15 protein-coding genes are annotated in these 20,560 nt (G+C 47.4%); 1 reads left to right on the top strand and 14 read right to left on the bottom strand.

The genetic code is table 11. The features are described 5' to 3' along the window. Window positions 1–2: 2 nt before the first annotated feature. From BMX05_RS09665 to BMX05_RS09630, 8 genes are all read right to left on the bottom strand, one after another. Complete coding sequence (locus BMX05_RS09665) at window positions 3–719, bottom strand: class I SAM-dependent methyltransferase (protein ID WP_093310982.1); 717 nt, start codon at window positions 717–719, stop codon at window positions 3–5. 69 nt (window positions 720–788) lie between these two features. Continuing rightward, the gene (gene speE, locus BMX05_RS09660; RefSeq protein WP_093310978.1) at window positions 789–1,655 is read right to left on the bottom strand and encodes a polyamine aminopropyltransferase; all 867 of its coding nucleotides are present in this window, start codon (window positions 1,653–1,655) and stop codon (window positions 789–791) included. A 123-nt stretch (window positions 1,656–1,778) separates the two neighbouring features. Further along, on the bottom strand, window positions 1,779–3,821 hold the full coding sequence (gene prlC, locus BMX05_RS09655) for an oligopeptidase A (RefSeq protein ID WP_093311271.1): 2,043 nt from the start codon (window positions 3,819–3,821) through the stop codon (window positions 1,779–1,781). A 30-nt stretch (window positions 3,822–3,851) separates the two neighbouring features. Then, window positions 3,852–5,696 (bottom strand): single-stranded-DNA-specific exonuclease RecJ, encoded by a 1,845-nt coding sequence (locus BMX05_RS09650; protein WP_093310974.1) that lies wholly within the window; start codon window positions 5,694–5,696, stop codon window positions 3,852–3,854. 89 nt (window positions 5,697–5,785) lie between these two features. Beyond that, the gene (locus tag BMX05_RS09645) at window positions 5,786–8,062 is read right to left on the bottom strand and encodes a methyl-accepting chemotaxis protein (RefSeq protein ID WP_093310971.1); all 2,277 of its coding nucleotides are present in this window, start codon (window positions 8,060–8,062) and stop codon (window positions 5,786–5,788) included. Between the two features lie 178 nt (window positions 8,063–8,240). Continuing rightward, window positions 8,241–9,632 carry a threonine synthase gene (gene thrC, locus BMX05_RS09640; RefSeq protein ID WP_093310969.1) on the bottom strand — a complete coding sequence of 464 codons (1,392 nt, stop codon included), beginning with the start codon at window positions 9,630–9,632 and terminating at the stop codon, window positions 8,241–8,243. A 15-nt stretch (window positions 9,633–9,647) separates the two neighbouring features. Next, window positions 9,648–10,958, bottom strand: coding sequence for a homoserine dehydrogenase (locus BMX05_RS09635; RefSeq protein WP_093310967.1), 1,311 nt, complete (start codon window positions 10,956–10,958; stop codon window positions 9,648–9,650). Between the two features lie 52 nt (window positions 10,959–11,010). Continuing rightward, a complete protein-coding gene (locus BMX05_RS09630; RefSeq protein WP_177166867.1) occupies window positions 11,011–11,775 on the bottom strand; it encodes a DsbC family protein in 765 nt (254 codons plus the stop codon). A gap of 117 nt (window positions 11,776–11,892) precedes the next feature. Here BMX05_RS09630 and tadA point away from each other — a divergent pair, with 117 nt between their 5' ends. Beyond that, window positions 11,893–12,348, top strand: a complete 456-nt coding sequence (gene tadA, locus BMX05_RS09625) for a tRNA adenosine(34) deaminase TadA (RefSeq protein WP_093310962.1) — start codon at window positions 11,893–11,895, stop codon at window positions 12,346–12,348. Here tadA and flgJ read toward each other — a convergent pair. The 6 genes from flgJ to BMX05_RS09595 form a co-directional block, all read right to left on the bottom strand. Further along, complete coding sequence (flgJ, locus tag BMX05_RS09620; protein ID WP_093310961.1) at window positions 12,345–13,451, bottom strand: flagellar assembly peptidoglycan hydrolase FlgJ; 1,107 nt, start codon at window positions 13,449–13,451, stop codon at window positions 12,345–12,347. The two genes, tadA and flgJ, sit on opposite strands and share 4 nt — an antisense overlap. 15 nt (window positions 13,452–13,466) lie before the next feature. Next, window positions 13,467–14,576 carry a flagellar basal body P-ring protein FlgI gene (locus BMX05_RS09615; protein WP_093311268.1) on the bottom strand — a complete coding sequence of 370 codons (1,110 nt, stop codon included), beginning with the start codon at window positions 14,574–14,576 and terminating at the stop codon, window positions 13,467–13,469. Between the two features lie 43 nt (window positions 14,577–14,619). Next, window positions 14,620–15,303 (bottom strand): flagellar basal body L-ring protein FlgH, encoded by a 684-nt coding sequence (gene flgH / locus BMX05_RS09610; RefSeq protein ID WP_093310958.1) that lies wholly within the window; start codon window positions 15,301–15,303, stop codon window positions 14,620–14,622. Between the two features lie 20 nt (window positions 15,304–15,323). Then, the gene (flgG, locus tag BMX05_RS09605; protein ID WP_093310956.1) at window positions 15,324–16,109 is read right to left on the bottom strand and encodes a flagellar basal-body rod protein FlgG; all 786 of its coding nucleotides are present in this window, start codon (window positions 16,107–16,109) and stop codon (window positions 15,324–15,326) included. 137 nt (window positions 16,110–16,246) lie between these two features. Then, the gene (locus BMX05_RS09600; RefSeq protein WP_245710662.1) at window positions 16,247–17,443 is read right to left on the bottom strand and encodes an RNA-guided endonuclease InsQ/TnpB family protein; all 1,197 of its coding nucleotides are present in this window, start codon (window positions 17,441–17,443) and stop codon (window positions 16,247–16,249) included. Window positions 17,444–17,555: 112 nt separating this feature from the next. Beyond that, window positions 17,556–20,537, bottom strand: a complete 2,982-nt coding sequence (locus BMX05_RS09595; RefSeq protein WP_093310953.1) for a tetratricopeptide repeat protein — start codon at window positions 20,535–20,537, stop codon at window positions 17,556–17,558. Window positions 20,538–20,560 lie beyond the last annotated feature (23 nt).

Genomic DNA, 20,560 nt, shown 5'->3' with positions numbered 1-20,560 from the left:
CATCAGCGTACCTGAGCGACAAGACGCAATTGGCGCCCTTGCTGAATGAGTTCCTCTTGGAGGATTTTAAAACCACAGGCTTTTAGTAAATACAGTAAATCGATGGCTTGATAACGATTATGTTCTAAAAAATGTTGAAAGGCATCTTCTAGATCATCACGCTCGATACTTTCTTGGGTTAAATCCAAACCAGCATAACGCCGTTGTAAATATTGGTCTAATGGCTGACGAACCAAATCCACTAGATATAAACGTCCGCTAGGTTTAAGCCAATGGCGTATCGCTTGCAATAACAAAATAGGCTGGTTTAATTCATGAATAACAAGATTACAACTCGCAAGATCAACACTCTTTTCTTTAAACTGGGTTAATTCAGGTTGGTTTAAATCTTGCACATAAATATCGGCATTTTTGGGTAAATCAACCTGTGCTTCCAACATATAAGGCGCGCATTCTATCCCTGCTACCCGAGCTTGTGGATAACGTTGGCTTAAATCACGCATAAATAAACCCGTACCTGCACCCAAATCTACTAATTTAGGATGCTTGCTCCCTTGTAAGGCAGGCTCGCAATATTGCTGCCAATACTGCCAAAAGGCTTCATCATGGCGGCGTGCATAACCACGGGTTAAAGTATGCACACTAGCTTGGCCATCATGTCCATGATGGCGTAATAACTGGGCTTGGGTTTGGGCTAAGCGAGTAGGATGTGCAGGCATTGAGGCTTCCTTAATCACAAAAAAAGCTAGATGCTCACTTGCATCTAGCTAAAATCTTCAAAAATTAACTTAGCGGCGGTTGAGGACACGTTGCATAAAAGGAGGCAAAGCCAAAGCGCCACGGTGAATATCTGCACTGTAATATTCGGTATCGAAAGGACGCGCGCTAGCATCTGCGTCACGGAACTGCTTCACATTGCATTCCTTACCCGCCATGGTGCAACTCCACCAACCAGAAGGATACACAGGTTGAGGGAAAGGTAAGGTGGCTGTGGTTTGGAAGCCAGCGGCTTGCATATCCGTATGCAGTTCTTTAATGATGCTATGCGTATGATATAAAGGGGATTCACTTTGCTGTACCAAAATACCGCCTTCACGTAGGATGCGGAAACAGCGCTTGAAAAAATCGACTTTAAATAAACCTTCTGCTGGACCTACTGGGTCGGTGGAATCAACAATAATCAGGTCTACACTGGCCTCTTCACACTCGTCTACCCACTTGACACCATCTTCGAATAACAATTCTGCGCGTGGATCTTGATTCGATTCAACCAACGCAGGGAACCACTGCTCTGCGGCCCAAGTGACACGCTCATCAATATCAATCTGGGTGACTTTTTCTACACCTGGATGCTTGAGCACTTCTTTTAAGGTACCACAATCACCACCACCAATAATGACCACACGACGCGGACGCGCATGGGTGAAGAGCGCAGGATGCGACATCATCTCGTGATATAAAAAGTTATCACGATCGGTCAACATCACACAGCCATCTAACACCATCAGTTTGCCGTAGGTTTCTGTATCATAGATGGCGAGCTTTTGATACTGGGTTTGCTCTTCATGCAGTTTCGCTGTAATTTTTAGCGAGAATGCCGAGCCACAACGGGTAAAAGCTTCCGTAAACCAAGATGCATCTAAATGTTCGCTCATAAGCCGCGCCTATTTAATCAAAGGTCAATGTAAGGCGTAGGATGCTTCAACACCCCACGTCCAAGGATATAGCGAAAGTTAATGACATTTATGCCGCTGACACAAGGTATTCAACAAGAATATTTATGCAACTTGAATCCCACTATGGCGCAAGAAAGCATCCACTTGAGGAGCACGTCCACGGAAAGCAATAAATAAATCCAAGGGATCTGCGCTGCCACCGGCTTGCAAAATACATTGTAAAAAACGCTGCCCTGTGGCTGGATTTAAAATACCTTCTTCCTCAAACGCACTAAAAGCATCCGCAGATAACACTTCTGCCCACAAGTAACTGTAATATCCAGCAGCATACCCACCAGCAAAAATATGGGTAAAACCATGCTGGAAACGGTTATAAGGCACCACAGGGACCACGGCCCACTGTTGGCGGATATCATCTAATAAGGCTTGGATTTGTGTACTAGAAGCAGCACCCAACTCAGCGTGTAAACGCAAATCAAATAACGCAAACTCGATTTGGCGCAACAAAAACATCCCTGATTGGAAATTTTTAGCTGCCAGTAATTTATCGAGTTTTTCTGTTGGCAGCGCTTGCCCTGTTTGATAGTGACGCGCAATTAAAGCAAGGCCTTCTGGTTGCCAGCAGAAATTCTCCATAAATTGCGAAGGTAACTCGACAGCATCCCAAGGCACACCATGAATCCCTGAGACTTCTGCTACTTCGACTTGGGTGAGCATATGGTGTAAGCCATGCCCAAACTCGTGGAATAAAGTGGTCACTTCATCATGTGTGAGTAAAGCGGGCTGATTGGCCAAAGGTGGATTAAAATTACACACAAGATAGGCTATCGGTTTGAGGATTTCGCCCGCTTGCGTGCGTCTGCGCACTTGACACACATCCATCCAAGCACCGCCACGTTTATGCTCACGCGCATAAGGATCAAGATAGAACCCAGCACAAGCTTGCTGGCTATCGCCTTGATAAATCCAGTAAAAACTTACATCTGTATGCCAAACATCTTGCGTGGTATCTTCTTCAATCCGTAGGCCAAAGATCTTACCAACCAAGTCAAACATACCTTGAATCACATCGGCAGCAGGAAACCAAGGACGAAGTTCTTCTTGGCTAAGATCATATTCACGCTGGCGTAATTTTTCACTGAAATAGGCAAGATCCCAAGGCTGTAAATCCGTGACCCCTTCTTGGGCAGCAAATTCAGCAAGCTGGGCTTTATCCGCAAGCGCTTGTGGGCGGGCTTTGTGCGCTAGATCCTGTAAAAAATCCAACACTTCTTGGGCAGAAGTGGCCATCTTGGTGGCTAACGAATAATCCGCATAGGTCTCAAAACCTAACAAATGCGTACGCTCAGTTCTTAACGCCAGAATACGTTCCATCACTTGGGAATTATCCCATTGGCCAGCGTGTGGCCCCTGATCCGATGCACGCGTCACATAGGCTTGATAAATGCGCTCGCGCAAGGCGCGATCTTGTGCATAAGTAATCACTGCATGATAACTAGGAAAATCCAGTGTGAGTAAATAACCTTCCAGCTCTTTAGCTTGCGCACGTTCGCGCGCGGCTTGCAAGGCAGACTCTGGCAAGCCAGCTAAGTCTTCTGCCTTGGTTAATAAGTGCTGCCACCCTTGGGTTGCATCTAGCACTTGATTTGCAAACTGATTGGTTAATTCTGATAACTCACTTTGAATCTGTGCGTATTGCGTTTTTTGCGCCTCGGCAAGGTCCACCCCAGCAAGGTGAAAATCACGTAAAGTATTTTCTAGCATTTTTTGCTGTGCAGCATTTAAAGAGGCGAACTCAGGCGAATCTTTTAACGTCTGATACGCCGCGCATAATTGCGTATGTTGGCCGACCCAAGTCGAAAACTCGGATAACAGTGGCAAGCAAGCATCATGGGCTTGGCGCCATTTAGGATGACTTAGCACACTATTTAAATGGGAAACGGGTGACCAAGCTTGTGATAAACGGTCGTCAGCCTCTGCCAAGGGTTCGACTAATCCCTGCCAACTAAAATCGCCACGCGCTAGCACTTCCTCTATACAACGACGATTAGCAGCAATATGGGCTTCAATCGCAGGTTGAATATGTTCTGCTTGTAACTGGCTAAATTCAGGTAGGCTTTTGGGGATCAATAAAGGGTTAGGCATTTGAGGTGTATTCACAGACAGAGACTCCCATCAGGGTTGATATGTATAAGTGAGTGAGCTGGAGGCGTTAGGGTGTTCAATGCAATGCGCACTTTCCACCACAAGTTGTAAGTGCGTCCGTCCACGGTAAGTATTCGCATTTAATGTATAGATGACTTCGAGACAAACATCTGGGGTCAAATCATCGGTATTGATCATGTCTACCGCATAAAACCAAATACTTGCAATACCACTATGCTCAGGCGCATCTAATGGCACCAAGCGCATGCTGATATGTTGACCTTCTGCCCCCACCAAACGCCAGCTATCAAGGTAAAAATGGCCATAAAATAACGGGGTTTCAAACTCGCGTCCATAAGGTTCAAGTGCTTGCAATTCTGCCACTGTGGCAAGAGTTAATTGTGCTGCATTTAAATTATCATCAACTAATATATAAGGGCTGAGAGTATGGGTATCAAGCTGCGCACGCACACAGGCTTCAAAAGCTTGGCGTAAACGGGTGAGATCTTGACGTACTAAGCTAGCACCAGCGGCACCTCTGTGACCACCAAAGCGAATAAAAAGATCAGGGTGTAAATCGGCAACCCCTTGTAACGCTTCACGTAAATGCACTTCTAACACACTACGTCCTGAAAGGGCATAGGTATTTTCTTGTAAACCTGGAGTTAAAATTAAAGTGGGCACACCATAAGCTTGTACAAGGCGTGATGCGACAATGCCTTGCACGCCTGGATGCCCTTGCTCCAGTAACAAAACCAGTGATTGGCACCCAGCTTGCAAGTAAGGCTGAGCCGCTTGCTTTGCCACTTGGGTCATTTGGCTTTCAATCTGTTTGCGTGCCTGATTATCTTGATCCAGCTGCTCTAGGTAAGTACGGGCACTGCCAAGATCCGACGCTTGCATAAAATATAATGCGGCGTAAGGATCCGCTAAACGCGAGCGTGCGTTAATTCTTGGCCCCATTTGAAAAGCTAGGGTTTGTGCATCAAAGGTTTGGATTTTTAAGCGCTCACGCATAGCTTGCCAACAGGGAGCTGGATCTTGATTAATCAGTTTAAGACCCCAAGTCACTACGGCACGATTGATCGCACTTTGGCCTAAGGTGACACAGTCAGCCACCGTCCCTAAAGCCACATAGGTTAAAAGTTGGCTCAGTTTAGGGGCTTGTGCGCTGAGTTGACCTTGTCGAATTAAATGCGTACGCAAGGCACTCATGAACAACCAAGCCACCATACAGCCTGCAATACTCGCATCTGGATAAGGGCAGTCGTGGCGGGTGGGATTAATCACTGCATACGCTGAAGGCGGCGGGCCTTCGATCGGTAAAGCATGGTGGTCCGTCACGATCACATCAATCCCAGCAGCGGCAAGGCGTTGGATCTGGGTTTCATCCGAAGAACCACAATCTGCACTAATAATGACTTTGGGTAACGGGGTTTCCGCCAGAATACGATCGACTAAATTCGCGCTAATACCATAGCCATCTTCCAATCTGTGGCCGATATAAGACGCCAATAAAGGAGAGGCAAGGCCGAAATATTCATGCAAAGCACGATAAATCACCAAGTGTGAGCTAATCCCATCCACATCATAATCGGTCAAAATACCAATTTTTTGCTGTGCTTGTATCGCCTCTTGTAAACGCTGTACCGCCTTTGGCATGTCCTTGAGCAAATCTGGATGCGCAAGGTGTTGTAACTGAGGCTGTACTAAAGCAGCTAAAACCTCGGCACTAAATTCAGGGGTTTTACTTTCTAAAGCGCTTTGGGTTAGCAAGCGTCCACAAAAAATACGTGCTTGCAAGGGGGTTAATCCAAGCGCTTGCAAGCGCTCTGCTAAGGCCGCATTAAAAGGGCGCTCTCGCTTTGTTTTCATCGGTTGTCCTAATGGGAAGGGGCCCACCTACCCCCCTAAGACCTTTACAATCCTAGGGGTGATCCAGTGGGTGTTGATCTGGTGGCGACTTAATGCTTGCCAAGCTGATTTTCAATGTCATCTAACAAACGAATAATTTCTTTAGAGAGTTTGCCTACCTGTTGATACAAATCTTCTGCATGCGTATGTTCTTGTGCATGTTTCGCATGGATGATTTCTTTAATCAGCTGGTGCATCCGCTTGTGTGGGTCCTTTAGTGAACGCATCGCCGGTAAATGGCCATAGTTTTCTAAACCTATACCATCATACCAACGCCCTAAATCACATTCATGGTGCGACATGGCTTGCTGTTCACTCAGATTGCCTTCACCATCTAAAAAGGCGCGTAGACGGATAATCCATGCTTGGTGTGCACTTTTAGCCATGGCAATTTCCACACCATGATCCACATGAATACGGAAGCGGCGTAACGTTTTCATTAAGGTGGCAACTTCCGTACCGATTTCACTAGTCGCACTAATAATTTGCGCAGATCCTTGTGAGGTATCTTCAGCCACTTCGCTAATATGAATCATATGCTGATTGATTTCTTCAGAAACCGAGGTTTGTTCTTCCGCAGCAGAAGCAATTTGTGCACTCATATCGTTAATACGCTGTATCGCTGCGACAATACTGTTAAGAGCCTCTGACGCGGCTTGCGTCATAGCGACACTATCGACAGCGCGCGTACGACTATGCTCAATCACACTGACAGCATCTTCAGCACCTTGTTGTAGCTGGCTAATCATAGTTTGGATTTCGTTGGTAGACTCTTGCGAACGTTGTGCTAGTTGGCGAACTTCATCAGCCACGACCGCAAAACCGCGTCCTTGTTCTCCTGCACGTGCCGCTTCAATTGCCGCATTTAAGGCCAGCAGGTTCGTTTGTTCGGCAATCCCACGAATCACATCTAAAATGGTGCCAATATTTTCACTGTATTCATCGAGTTTACGAATCACAGTCACGGCTTGTTCGACATCTTCAGCGAGAGAACGAATCGCTTGGGTGCTGTCGGTCACGACTCTTAACCCTGTGCCTGCATGTTCATCGGCTTGATCTGTTGATTGCGCTGTCGCCGCTGCATGACTGGCCACTTCTTGCGCAGTCGCATTCATTTGATGCATAGCAGCTGCCACTTCTGCCGTATTTTGCCGCTGCAGTTGAATAATTTCATTAGTGTGTTCTGTCACCTGATACATGCGTGCGCCCCCTTCTGCCAAGGTGGCTAAAGAACGCATGACTTCACGGACAATATTTTCTACATGCTCAGTAAAGCGGTTAAAGCTGGCAGCGACATCACTAAATTCATTATTGCCTTGTTCTGGTAGCTTAACGGTTAAATCGCCATCCCCTTCGGCAATGTTATGCATCAAATCACGGAGCTGGTAGAGAGGTTGCAAAATACTACGCGTAATCAAAATAGCGATGACAACTCCGATCACTAACATCAAAGCCGCAGTCATCAAAGCTTGGCGCAAGGATTTCTCCATGACCTCCACATAGTGGCTGCGATCCATGGTAATTTCGATAATCCCCAAACTTTTACCAGAATAATCAGTTAATACATTGGCATAGGTGGCCCAGTGTCCGCCTGCTTCTTGATGACGCTGCTTGACAGCTTGCCCATTAAAGGCGACTTGTAGTTGCTCTTGGCTTAAAAAACTACTGCTTTGTTGGCCACGGCTGGAGGCAAACGTGCGAAAGCCTGTACCTTCAGGTAAATAAATTGCCAGATCAACATGATGTTTTTCTTTAAAAGCTTTGGCAAAAGGTTGTCCTAAAGCCAAGCCAAATTCCACCGAACCCAGATGATTTTGTTGCCAAGAAATAGGGACCACGCCACGGACGCCTAAACCAGCAACCCCTTTTTCAATGCCGCTAATTGCGACTTTCTGGGTGTTAGTTGCCACGACAGTAGCGCGAAAGCTGGATAAATCATCGCCAAATTTTTCTGGTTTATGTAAACGCAAAAAGGAGGTGGCCGGCGGGGTATGGAGTTGGAATTGGCGAATATCTAAAGTGTCTTTTAAAGTGGCAAATACAGGCAATAGCAAGCTTTGTAGATAGGCTCGATCTTGATTGGCAAATGCCTGCTGCACTACAGGTAATTGGGCGACTAAATGGCTTAAGTTGACGGCCATTTGCTGTTGTGCGGTCAGTTCAGCCAATGCAGTTTCGTGCAGGCGTTCTAGCTCACGACGTTCTACACCTACCGTGAGTTCATCTAGATCTGCCAAAAACATAGGAATCAGCATACTTACCCCAAGCACTAACACTAGGGTAAAGCCTAAAATAATACGTGTACCTATACGTAGATTATTGAGCATAAAGGCCTCATCGGCTGGGTAAAGCAGATATCAAGTCTGCAATCACGGATACAGGTATTTTGCGGCAAATTAACAAAAAGATACAGGCAAAGGCGATAGGTTGCAGAAAGCACACTCACACTTTGGATCATGGCTGGAGGCAGGCAGGAAGGCCCCACAAGTGTGGGACCTTGATAACTTAAGGACGTTTATGCGTACGCACAAATTCTTGGATTGTGCGCAAGTCTGCAGGTAACACTTGATAGCGTTCTTCGCGGGTCAGCAAATCTGCCATATGTGCAGGCAAAGGGGCTTCTGCAAAACCTGCTTGTACCACAGCGTCAGCAAATTTCGCAGGATGTGCCGTTGCTAAGCTAATCACAGGGGTGTGCGTATCCAAACGGCACTTTTGCGTGGCTAGGTAAGCGGTTGCTGTATGAGGATCAAGGAGCTCACCTGTGCGTTGATGCGCATCTTGAATCACTTCTAAAATAGTCGCATCATCGGCACAGTAGCTACTAAAGAGCTGCTGGGCACGTTGCCAAGCCTCTGCATCTAAAGTCATGGCTTGCTGTTGGAACTGCTCTAGCAAACCAGTGACCGCAGCACCATCATGCTGGTACAAATCAAAGAGTAAACGTTCAAAGTTGGAGCTAACGACAATATCCATAGATGGGGCTAGAGTTGGCACCAACTCGCGTTTACTAAAATCATTGTGTGCTAAAGTGCGATGCAAAATGTCATTGGCATTGGTGGCAACAATCAGTTGCTTGATTGGCAAGCCCATTTTGTAAGCCATGTAGCCTGCAAAAACATCACCGAAATTCGCCGAAGGCACACAGAAAGAAACTTCACGATGCGGCGCCCCGACAGCCACGGCACTAGTAAAGTAATACACAATCTGCGCCATAATGCGCGCCCAGTTGATGGAGTTGACTGCGATTAAACGCCGACCTTCCAAGAAACTTTGATCGGCAAAGCTGGCTTTGACCATCGCTTGCGCATCATCGAAGTTACCTTCCACCGCGATATTAAAGACATTATCGGCCAGCACACTGGTCATTTGTCGTCTTTGTACTTCAGATACACGCTGATGTGGGTGCAAAATAAAAATATCTACATGTGCACAAGGCTTACAACCTTCGATAGCTGCAGAGCCAGTATCACCCGAAGTAGCGCCCATGATCACGGCTTTTTCATTACGTAAACCGAGGAAATGATCGAGCAAGCGTCCCAGCAGTTGCAAGGCCACATCTTTAAAGGCCAAGGTGGGGCCGTGGAAAAGTTCAAGTAAAAAGTGATTCGTATCCAGTTGCTTAATCGGTGCAACCGCATCATGGGCAAAACTGGCATAGGCCTCTTCGATCAAGGTACGTAAGGTCGCATCCTCAATCATGCCGCCGACAAAAGGATGAATAATCTGGTAGGCAACTTCTGCGTAGCTTTGCCCACTAAAGCTGGCAATTTGTTCTGGGCTGAATTGGGGGACTTGTTCCGGTACATATAAGCCACCGTCGCTTGCTAACCCCGTCAGAACCACATCTTCAAAATTAAGAGCGGGCGCTTGCCCGCGAGTACTGATATAACGCACCTTGAGATACCTTGCTTATTGTTCGTCGAGATTTTCTACACGAATACGCACCACATCACCCGCAACATCCACCAAGGCTTCAAGCTGGCGGATGGCTTCGTTCATGCTGGCTTCACGCGTTTTATGAGTCATCAAAATAATAGGCACTAACTCGCCTTCGGTCGCTTCTTTTTGAATCAGAGCTTCAATACTAATCCCTTGATCACTTAAGATGGTGGCAACGCGTGCCAACACGCCGGGGCGATCCACTGCATGTAAACGCAAATAGTACGCGGTTTCTATGGCTTCCATTGGCAGCACAGGCATATCTTTTGCCTGCGCAACTTCGCTAAAGGCTAGATAAGGAACTCGGTTATTTTGATCTGTGGCCATTTCGCGCGCGACATCAATAATATCGGCAACCACAGCGGAAGCTGTCGGCTCTGCACCTGCACCTGCACCATAATAAAGGGTTGGCCCGACCGCATCCCCGTAAACCATGACCGCATTTTTGACCCCATGCACATTGGCCAATAAACGCTCTTTAGGAATTAAGGTTGGGTGAACCCGTAACTCTAAGCCTTGTTCAGTACGCTTGGTGATACCTAAGTGTTTGATGACATAGCCTAAAACATCGGCTTGCTCAATATCCATAGGCAGCAAACGCGCAATGCCTTCTGTGTAGGCTTTATCAAATTGTAGCGGGATCCCAAAAGCGATTGAGGCCAAAATGGTAAGTTTATGTGCGGCGTCTATCCCTTCGACATCAAACGTCGGATCAGCCTCTGCGTAACCTAAAGCTTGTGCCTCAGCTAAGACTTCGGTGAAATCACGCTTATGATCGCGCATGTTCGTTAGGATATAATTACCCGTCCCATTGATAATACCGGCGACCCAATTAATTTGGTTGGCAGTCAGGCCTTCACGAATGGATTTGATAATGGGAATCCCACCAGCAACAGCCGCTTCAAAAGCAACAATGACGCCTGCTTCTTCTGCGGCTTTAAAAATCTCGTTGCCATAGACAGCGATCAGGGCTTTATTCGCTGTTACCACATGCTTACCTTGGCGAATCGCCTGCATCACCAGCTCGTAAGCTGTGTCATAGCCACCGATTAGCTCCACCACAATATCAATTTCAGGGTTGTTAACAACTTCAAAAATATCTTGGGTACAGGCAACCTGATGTGTATCACAGCTGGGGTTGTCGCGACGGGTTGCAATTTGTTCCACAATAATAGGACGCCCGGCACGACGCGCGATTTCACTTGCATTACGTTCTAATACATTAAAGGTACCGCCACCAACAGTACCTAGACCACAAATGCCTACTTTAACGGGTTTCAAGCTGGGTATCCTCTTTGAGTTGCTGCAAAAAATAAAAGGAAATGCGGGGGCATTAGTTCGCTGTTTCTAAAGACAAGCCCAAAGCCGTGATTAACTGCTCTGCTTGTACATAACCGGGAATCATGCGTCCATCGGGCAAGACAATACTTGGCGTACCTCGCACCCCAACACTTTGTCCAAGCGCATATTGTGTTGGTAATGCCTGACTATCACAGGGCGGTGTTTCTAGGCTTTGGCCCTGTTTGACTTGCGTGAGTGCTTGGGCTTTATCTTGAGCGCACCATACTTGCTGCATTTTTTGATAGGTCGCACTTTGCGGGCCTGTCCGTGGGAACGCCAAATAACGGACTTCGACGCCGGCTGCCGTCAGTTTGGGCACCTCTTGATGTAGTTTTTGACAATACGGACAATCTACATCCGTGAAGACATAAACACTCGCTTTTACAGGTGCACTAGGAGAAAAAAGAATTTGCGTACTAGGATCAATCGCTTGTACCGCTTGAATCCGTGCTTGATCGCGTGCCTGTTCACTCAGGTTTAACACACCCTGCTCGGCCACTTCATATAAGTCACCAACGACAAGATAGCGCCCATTCGGTGTGGCAAAAAATGTCTCACCTGTGCTCAGGCGGACTTCGTACAAGCCTTTGACTTGCTCACTGGCCTGAATGCTTTCAACAGGCATTTGCTGTTGCAAAGCACCTAATTTTTGCTTAATCAATCCAATCGCGGCATCATCGGCGGCCGCCGTGCCAACGGATAAACACATGGCCCAAGCCAAAGAAGGCAACATGGCCAAACGGGTTAATTTTTTCAATCTTGATCTCCCTGCGCCCACCATTTTTTATGGTGCTGTATTTTTCCCAGTGTACTATGTCTTGTGCGCCTCACCAAATTTGGCGCACTGTAAGTTAAAAGACCCAAAAGGAAAGGTATGCGTAAACCTGAATTTTATATGCACCGCGCACTAGAGCTTGCCCAACAAGCTTTTGCTGAGCAAGAAGTCCCTGTGGGTGCTGTGGTGGTCGATGCACAAGGAGAGATTATCGGGCGTGGTTACAACCAAGTGATTCAAACCTCAGACCCTTGTGCCCATGCAGAGATTCAGGCCCTGCGCGATGCGGGACGCACGCTAGGCAATTACCGCCTGAGTGGCTGTCATTTATACGTTACTTTGGAACCTTGCACCTTGTGCACAGGCGGGATGATCAATGCACGTATTAGCCATTTATACTATGGTGCGAGCGAGCCGAGAACAGGGGTCATTGAATCTGTATGCAACTTGCCTGCACAGCCCTGGTACCATCCACAGATGCAAGTCACAGGTGGTATTTTAGCTGCGCCTGCACGACGTTTATTAAAGGCGTTTTTTCAGCAAAAACGTCGCTAACCTTGGTTGCTGGCAGTTGATAAGTTAGCTAAGGCATTACGCATGACCGGGCTATGCATAATCCGCAGGATTTTCTGTGCATAACTAGGATCTGTGGCATACCCAGCTTGCTGTAAACCTTGGGTAAAAGCTTTGGGGTCTTCTGCCACTTGCAAGGCCTGTTGATAACGCGGATTGCGCTGTAAAAAGCCAACATAATCCGCCAAGCTTTGCGCATACGATTGGTAAGAACGGAAAGCCGCCCGCTCACGTTGGGCAACGCCAGAACGGTATTCCAAGGTGGAAACCACCGCCTGATCGCCGGACCAACGTTGATCGGCTTTGATACCAAACAAATTAAAACTATTGCTACCATCTGGGTGGCTAATCATATAGCGACCCCAACCTGTTTCTAGCGCGGCTTGTGCCAAAATCACTCTGGGATCTACCCCTAACTTCTGGGCTTCTTGCTCTGCTATGGGGTAAAGATGTTGTACAAACTCATCAGGAGAATCAAAACGTGCTTGCTTATCTATAGCGGCCGCTTGCAAGGGCGGGCGGCTTGCAGCTTGGCTTTGCGCAGATGTTGTTGCCGGTAGATGGCGTTTTTCTGGTGTGGATTCAGGGCGCCAAACCCCTGTCGCAATAGCGGCTTGTTGCAAATCTAATAAAGGTTCTGGAGGGACTTGGGGTTGTTGCGCTTGCCGTAAGGCATACTTCACCGCGGGAGTTTGAGAACCACGCGCGAGCATCTCTTGAATACTGGTACGAAACCCTTGGTCTGTGTCAGTTTTTTCTGTTTTAACATCCAGCTGCTGACCTAGCTGACGTACCAAAGCGTCGGCGAGCCCTAAGCCTTGGCCAGCGATTTCCAAACTCATCTGCTCATCGTACATACCCTGATAAAAACGCAGCTGATGGCTATCCAGATAAGTATCCTTAGTGAGGAACTCATTAGAAGTCCGCGCATTTTTTAATAACAACTGCACAAACATGGCTTCAAACTGGCGGGCCACTTCTTGCAAAGCTTCTGGGCTATCTTCACGAGCTGCACGCCGTAATTTATCCAGCCCTTGCATGTCTGAATAAACCCTTGCTTGTGAAAAATCTTTGCCAATTGCCATGATGAATGCTCGCTGTTAAATCACAATCAAGTCAGCCTTAAGCGCCCCTGCTTGCTTAAGTGCCTCTAAAATCGCCATTAAATCTGTTGGGGGGGCACCCACTTGATTGACAGCACGGACAATCTCATCCAAGGTCACCCCAGGGGCAAATTTAAACATTTGGCCATTTTGTTGCTGAATCGCCACATCCGATTTTGGCAAGCCACCTTGGACTTGAGTCTCACCATTATTAAATCCGGCACCCGCTGCTGGGCGGTAATTTTCAGTAATACTGACAGTTAAAGAACCATGCGTGACCGCTGCAGGGGAAACCGTAACATTTTTACCAATGACAATGGTCCCTGTCCGCGAGTTAATCACGACTTTAGCCGCCACTTCTGCCATCTCGACATCAAGATTTTCAAGAATCGACATAAAGCTGACCCTTTGATTCGGGTCTCTAGGGGCGCGTACCCGCACAGAAACTGCATCTAAAGCCTGTGCTACACCATCGCCTAATAATTCATTGACCCGCTCAGCCACCCGTTTGGCAGTAGTAAAATCTGGGGTATGTAAATTAAAGGTCAGCGTATCCCCTTGATGAAAGCCGCTAGGCACTGTGCGCTCAACACTTGCACCATTTGGAATACGGGCCACACTGGGAACACCAACAGTCACATTAGTACCATCCGCACCACCGCCACCAAAACCGCTAGAAATGACATGCCCTTGCGCTACGGCATAGACGTTATTATCTGCACCTCTTAATGGGGTCATTAATAAAGTGCCACCACGCAAGCTCGAAGCATTACCAATTGAAGCGACAGTGATATCCAGCGTTTGCCCAGGCTTAGCAAACGCAGGAAGCTCGGCACTCACGGTGACCGCAGCCACATTTTTAGACTTGGGATCCACCCCTGGGGGTAAAGTAATCCCAAACTGATTCATCATATTAGTGAAAGTTTGATTGGTAAAAGGGGCCTTATCCCCAGTGCCATTCAGTCCTACAACCAGACCATAACCTATCAGTTGGTTAGAGCGGATTCCCTGCACACTGGCAATATCTTTAAGGCGTTCTGCATAACTGAAAGGCACAGTTATAAAACTTAGAATGCCAACCAATCCCCAAGATAAAAACTTACCCATTTGCTGCATCTGTTTTCGCCCTCTTTGTACCACTAAAGTACCACTAAAATGGCCACCATTCGCTATTAAAGAATTTGGTCAACCAGCCTTGGCGATTTGATTCAGCAAGATCGCCACTCCCACTATAGGTTAGACGGGCATCGGCTAACTTAGTTGAAGGAATGGTATTTGCAGGGGAAATATCTTCAGGACGGATAATGCCAGAAACACGAATAAATTCTGAACCTTGATTTAAAGTAAGCCATTTTTCACCGCGCACAAATAAATTACCGTTTGGATACACCTGATGTACGGTGACTGTGATATTACCTGTCAGACTATTGCTTTGATCACTTGATGCATCTCCGCTGAAATCACGTGCGCCATCAATACCCACGGCTAAATCTAAACGCTCTTTCCCAAAAAGTGTAGGGTTACCTAGGTTAACACTGGCTTCTTTGCTGATCTCTGTAGTCGCGGATTTGCTAGAGCGGGTACGTTCTGTCAGCTGGATAGTAATCACATCCCCAATACGGTAGGCTTTGCGATCACCAAACAAGGGATTACTAAAACTTTGTTGGTACAAAGAACCATCCGCACTGGGCGGTGGCTGCATTTGTGCCGGTTGCACAGGTGCATAAGTTGGATCATCGGGCTGTGCTACCGGATCTTGGCTACAGCCGACAAGCAGCCATAGCATACCTAGGGTGGAAACAAGCGAAGATAAAGGTATCGATCTAGGCAGCATCCCGAATTTCTCCATTAAACTTAAAGGGTTTGGGTCAGGTTTTGCAGCATCTGATCCGCTGTTGACACCACTTTAGAGTTCATTTCATAAGCCCTTTGGGTGGTAATCATATTGACCAATTCTTCAACCGCGCTCACGTTAGAGTTTTCTAACATCCCCTGTTCCAAGGTTCCTATGCCATCCTGACCCCCAATCCCGACAATAGGCGCACCACTGGCGGCTGTTTCAAGGAAAAGGTTATTACCTGCAGACTCTAAACCTGCAGGGTTGATAAAGTCAGCGACGGTAATTTGGCCAATCTGCTGTGGGTTAGGATCACCAGGCACGGTAATATTTACGAGGCCATCGCGGCTAATCGTAATGGAATCTGCATCAGGAGGAACGGCAATATTCGGTTCCATTAAAAAGCCATTAGAGGTGACCACCTGGCCTTCAGAATTGACTTGGAATTGACCATCACGAGTATAGGCTAGGGTGCCATCTGGCATTTGGATTTGGAAAAAACCACGTCCATTGACCGCAATATCAAGCGGTTGTTCTGTGACTTGCAAACTCCCTGTGGTAAACACTTTTTGGGTGGCAACAGTACGCACCCCTGTGCCTAATTGTAAACCAGAAGGCAGTTGGGTATTTTCAGAAGACTGGCCACCGGGTTGACGCTGTTTTTGATACAAAAGATCTTGGAACACAGCACGGTCACGTTTGAAACCCACAGTGCTGACGTTAGCAAGGTTATTAGAAATCGTCGTGAGTTTAGTGTCTTGTGCACTTAAACCTGTTTTACTGACCCAAAGTGCGGCATGCATAATCGTATCCTCTTGCGCAACGAGCGTTAGGCAACTCTCACTGCATGGTAACTAATTTCAGCACGAACGCCTAGCAAGGCGCTGTAACTACAGGTGAGTAACTGCTCCCCGCCCTAACAGGCGAGGCTTCCAACTTCTCAGGCCGCAACCGGCGCGTGACCGGATTGACGCAAGCCTCCATTGGCAGGAACCGACAGTCCTTCGGCCCTTAGTTTAATAATACCCTGCTGGCGGATATTGATCGCGGCGTTGATGTCGCGGTCAAGCGCTACTGTACAAGCTGGGCATGTCCAGTAGCGTACTGACAAGGGTAGAGTGTCTACCTTGTGCCCACAGCAGGCGCAGGTCTTGGAGCTGGCAAACCACTGGTCGATTTTAACCAGATGTTTGCCTTGTTCTTTGGCCTTGTACTCCAGCTTCTGAACCAGACTGAACCAGCCGGCATCGGCAATATACTTTGCCAGCGTCCGGTTTTTCAGCAGGTTTTTTACTTTTAGTGTCTCAACAATCACCGCTTGGTTTTCGTCAACAATCGTTCGAGACAGCTTGTGCTGAAAGTCAGCACGGGCGTTTTTCAGACGCTCATACGCCTTGGCAAGTTGAAGACGCGCTTGCGCACGGCCCTTGCTGCCTTTCTGGCAGCGTGATAAGGCTTTTTGCTTACGGCGCAGATTGGCACTGGCTTTTTTCAAAAAGCGTGGATTCTCTATTTTGTTGCCGTCTGAGTCGATGACCAGATGTGTCAGCCCCATATCAAGGCCCAATACGCTATCAAGCGTTTGCATGGGCGCAGGTGTGTCTAGGCCATTATCAATCAGCAGCGAGGCATAGTATTTGCCGGTCACAGTTCGGGATAGGGTGATGCTTTTCAGCTTGCCCTCCACCTTGCGATGAATCCTCGCCTTAATGGGTTCCATCTTCGGCACCTTGATCCAGTTTTCACCCATGCTGACACTCGTGCAGTGATAGCTGGATTGCTTACCATGTTTGCGCTTGAACTTGGGATAACGGGCGGGGCGCTTGGGGTCAAAAAAGTTCTGGAAGGCTTTATCGAGGTTGATGCACGCTTGCTGAAGTGCGATCGAATCAAAATCCTTGAGCCAGTGATACTTGCGGGACTTTTTCGCCACCGCGAGCAGCGGCTTAAGGTCTTGCTTGGCTTTGAGTTTTAGGCCATGGCGTTTGTATTGTGAGCTGATGATATGCAAAGCCTTGTTATACGCAAAGCGCACAGCACCGAACTGGCGGTTTAAAAAATCTGCCTGCTCGGGTGTGGGGTAGATGCGTACTTTTGTGGCTTTGATCATACTGTAAATAATGCCTGTCTTTTCCATGAACAACAACCCATGCCTGCTTCGCAGTCATCCGCTGATATCCCCGCCCGATTGGGCGAGGGTTTACGCGGTTTCTGCTAAAAAGCCCCAAACTATTAGCCAATATCGGCCTTTATGGCAAAAAATTAATCTTCGTCTTTTGTAGTTGATCTGCCATACGTTGGAAAATGTGCTGGTAAGTTTCTGAATAATGGCGACACCAATACAGGATAGGATAGCCCTGCATCCGATAATAAGGCGGTGTGTTAGGCGTTTGTGCACCGAATGCAAAACACCAAACTGGTGTCCCTGAAGCGGCACTTAAGGGCGCAGGTGCAGAAGCCGCACTAATCACTAAATCAAGCTGGCTGGTCATACAGGCCACTTGTGCAAAATCATTTTTAAGATCTAAATCTTCCCAAGTATGCAAATCAACCCCATAATTTTGTTTGATCTCGACCAAGTCTTGCTGATAATCACTATAGGTGAGATTCACCCAAGTGACCCCAGGCAGCTGCATTAAAGGCGCTAACGCCTCCAAAGTGGCGTAATGCTTATTACGTTGTGCATTACGCATCCCGCTACGCCAACACAAACCAATTTTTAACCCAGACCCTAAAGCTGCGATTCTTGTTTGCCACTTATGCATCCATTTCTCAGGAAAACGATAATGCGCTTGTACTTGCGGTGGATAGGTAAAATCACTGGCTTGGGTGACTAAACCAATCAGAGAACACACTGGAAAGTGGTAATCCAAATCAGTGCGGGTCTGGTCATCATTGGGACGTTCTGGTTGGATGCGCACGCGTGCACTGGCAAAACTGGCTCTGAACAAGGGCAATAAACGATCTGTACATTCTAGAATTAAATGGCCGCCTTCAGCCTCTATTTGGGCAATGACTTTCGCGTAATAACGCGAAGCCTGAATTTCATCACCAACGCCCTGCTCACGCCATAACAATAAGGTTTTACCTGCTAGCGATTCCCCTTGCCACTGTGGGATTTTAAATTGACGCCAAGGTTTACGGGTTTTTGCAGCAAAACCATGATCATATTCTTGCATGGCTTGTTGTAGGCTGGGGTAATCCTGCGCATATTGTAAACGCGCCAAGGCACGATTCCAACGCGCCACGCTCGCATCCGGACGTAATTGGACTACTTCATCATGCAAACTTAAAACCCGCTCAGCAGAAACACCAATTTCTTGATAAATATGCGCTAAGGCGGTCAAACTGGTTTCATCTGCACGCAGTTGATAAGCCTGATCGGCACAGGCTTGCGCTTGCGCGTATTGGTTATCTGCAAGATAAACACGTGCGCGCCCTAACCAAAGTTCTGGATGTTCTGGGGCATACTGGGCAATTTCCTCGTACACTTGTAACGCTGCCGGAAAATCTTCTAAATCCCTTAACACACCCGCATATTTAAGATGCGTGTTGATTGCTTGCGGTTTTTTTGCCAAGTAGGCGGTAAACCAAGGCAAACTCTTGGCCCGCTTTTGCGGCTGTTCTGCTAACAATACCGCCATATCATGCAGATGGCGTGGGTTCTCAGGTTCTCGATCTAAACGGGCTTGAATCGCTTCTTGTAAATATTCGGGAACAAACTCAACCAAAGCGCGTTCATGCTGATAAACACGCGCATCATCCCCTTGATGGGCATATAAACGCATCAGCTGCTGGCGCGTACCGACATCTTTGGGGAAATCCTCCAACAAGGCTTCCAAAATCTTAATACATTCTTGGGTGCGTTCGGTACGTTGCGCCAAATACGCAAAGACTTTGCGATATAAAGCTAAACGGGGATACGCCGCCAAGACCGCCTGCATTTTCTGATAAGCCAGTGGCCATTTTTGCTCAGAGGCTGCATCCAAAACTTGTAAATACTCATTTAGCGCAAGCCAAGAGGAGGGCGGTGTGCCAGTACGATAGCTTTGATATAAACGTTTTTGTGTTTTAGTCAGCTTGAGTTTTTGCCCCTCACGCAAGGCATCCAACCAAGGTTGGAGAACTAAAACCGCACATAAGGCATGTAATTCTGCTTGATCTTGGGTGACCCATTGCAAAGCGCCCTGCACCACTTTAGCCCCAGCCGCATATTGACCTTCTTCCGCAAGCATAAAAGCCTGTAAAGCATAATATCGCCCTGCACTTGGATCAAGTGGTTGAATCTTTAATACACGTTGGAAGGCATCTTTCGCATCTCGGCGTTGAATATAACGTATTTGCGCATCTTGCCAAGCTTCCTCAAAACGTCCTGGCTGCCAAGTTAAAAGTTTCGCCCAAGCGGCGTTGGCATCCCTGTATCTATGTTGTTGTGCATACACACGAGCGCGCACTAAGTAGGCCCAAGGATTAATTGCACAAATATCCAAAGCCCGCTGACAATAGATTTCTGCTTCTGCAGTTTTACCTTGCAGATATTGAAAGCCTGCGTACAGGGCTAAAAATTCGTGATGCTGGGGATCAAGTTGATGTAAACGCCCAAGTAAAGGAGGCAAAACCTCTAAGGCCTGCGGCAGTTCTAACTCGATCACAGCAGCGCTGGCTTGGATTAACAAGGGAGTCCATTGACTTTGCTGACGCACCAAGGTCAATAAATCTTGAGCAGCTTGGTGTTGCGTGTCTTTTGTCGCAGGTTGCCAATAGGCAAGGGTATAGGCTTCTGTTTGCAGTAAAGGATGTTCAGGTAATTGATTTTGTGCTTGTTCAAGATAACTTCGCGCTTGTGACCAAGCACCTAGCATGCGCGCACTTTGCGCAGCTAAGCACAAAAAATTGACATCCTGTGCATCCCAAGCGAGGGCTTTGTCGATAACCTTCTGATGCGCTTGTTGGGCTTGCCAAATACGCAATTGTTGCAAACGTACCCAAGCAAGAGCTACTTGCGTCTCGGTTGAAGACGCTTGTTGTTCAAGGATTTGCTGCGCCTGCTGCACAAATTTTTGTGCATGTTTGAGCTGGGCACATTGTAAAGAAAGCAAACTCATCCCCAGCAAGGCTTGGATTTGCTGAGGATCCAGCTCTAAAACACTCAGGTAAATTTGTTCGGCAGCGACATACTCATGCTGATTCAAAAAGTGTTCAGCCTGTTGAATCAAGCGTTGAATCGGCATAGACAAAGCAAGCTTCCTTAAAA

Source organism: Allopseudospirillum japonicum (assembly GCF_900108915.1).
Classification (GTDB): Bacteria; Pseudomonadota; Gammaproteobacteria; order Pseudomonadales; family Halomonadaceae; genus Pseudospirillum; species Pseudospirillum japonicum.
The sequence above is the reverse complement of the archived record's forward strand: the minus strand, read 5'-3'. Positions and strand labels throughout refer to the sequence as shown.

Bases quoted from the DNA above. Each gene is read 5' to 3' on its own strand.
- BMX05_RS09665 (WP_093310982.1), bottom strand. From the start codon at position 719: ATGCCTGCACATCCTACTCGCTTAGCCCAAACCCAAGCCCAGTTATTA.
- speE (WP_093310978.1), bottom strand. From the start codon at position 1,655: ATGAGCGAACATTTAGATGCATCTTGGTTTACGGAAGCTTTTACCCGT.
- prlC (WP_093311271.1), bottom strand. From the start codon at position 3,821: ATGCCTAACCCTTTATTGATCCCCAAAAGCCTACCTGAATTTAGCCAG.
- BMX05_RS09650 (WP_093310974.1), bottom strand. From the start codon at position 5,696: ATGAAAACAAAGCGAGAGCGCCCTTTTAATGCGGCCTTAGCAGAGCGC.
- BMX05_RS09645 (WP_093310971.1), bottom strand. From the start codon at position 8,062: ATGCTCAATAATCTACGTATAGGTACACGTATTATTTTAGGCTTTACC.
- tadA (WP_093310962.1), top strand. From the start codon at position 11,893: ATGCGTAAACCTGAATTTTATATGCACCGCGCACTAGAGCTTGCCCAA.
- flgJ (WP_093310961.1), bottom strand. From the start codon at position 13,451: ATGGCAATTGGCAAAGATTTTTCACAAGCAAGGGTTTATTCAGACATG.
- BMX05_RS09615 (WP_093311268.1), bottom strand. From the start codon at position 14,576: ATGGGTAAGTTTTTATCTTGGGGATTGGTTGGCATTCTAAGTTTTATA.
- flgH (WP_093310958.1), bottom strand. From the start codon at position 15,303: ATGCTGCCTAGATCGATACCTTTATCTTCGCTTGTTTCCACCCTAGGT.
- flgG (WP_093310956.1), bottom strand. From the start codon at position 16,109: ATGCATGCCGCACTTTGGGTCAGTAAAACAGGTTTAAGTGCACAAGAC.
- BMX05_RS09600 (WP_245710662.1), bottom strand. From the start codon at position 17,443: ATGGAAAAGACAGGCATTATTTACAGTATGATCAAAGCCACAAAAGTA.
- BMX05_RS09595 (WP_093310953.1), bottom strand. From the start codon at position 20,537: ATGCCGATTCAACGCTTGATTCAACAGGCTGAACACTTTTTGAATCAG.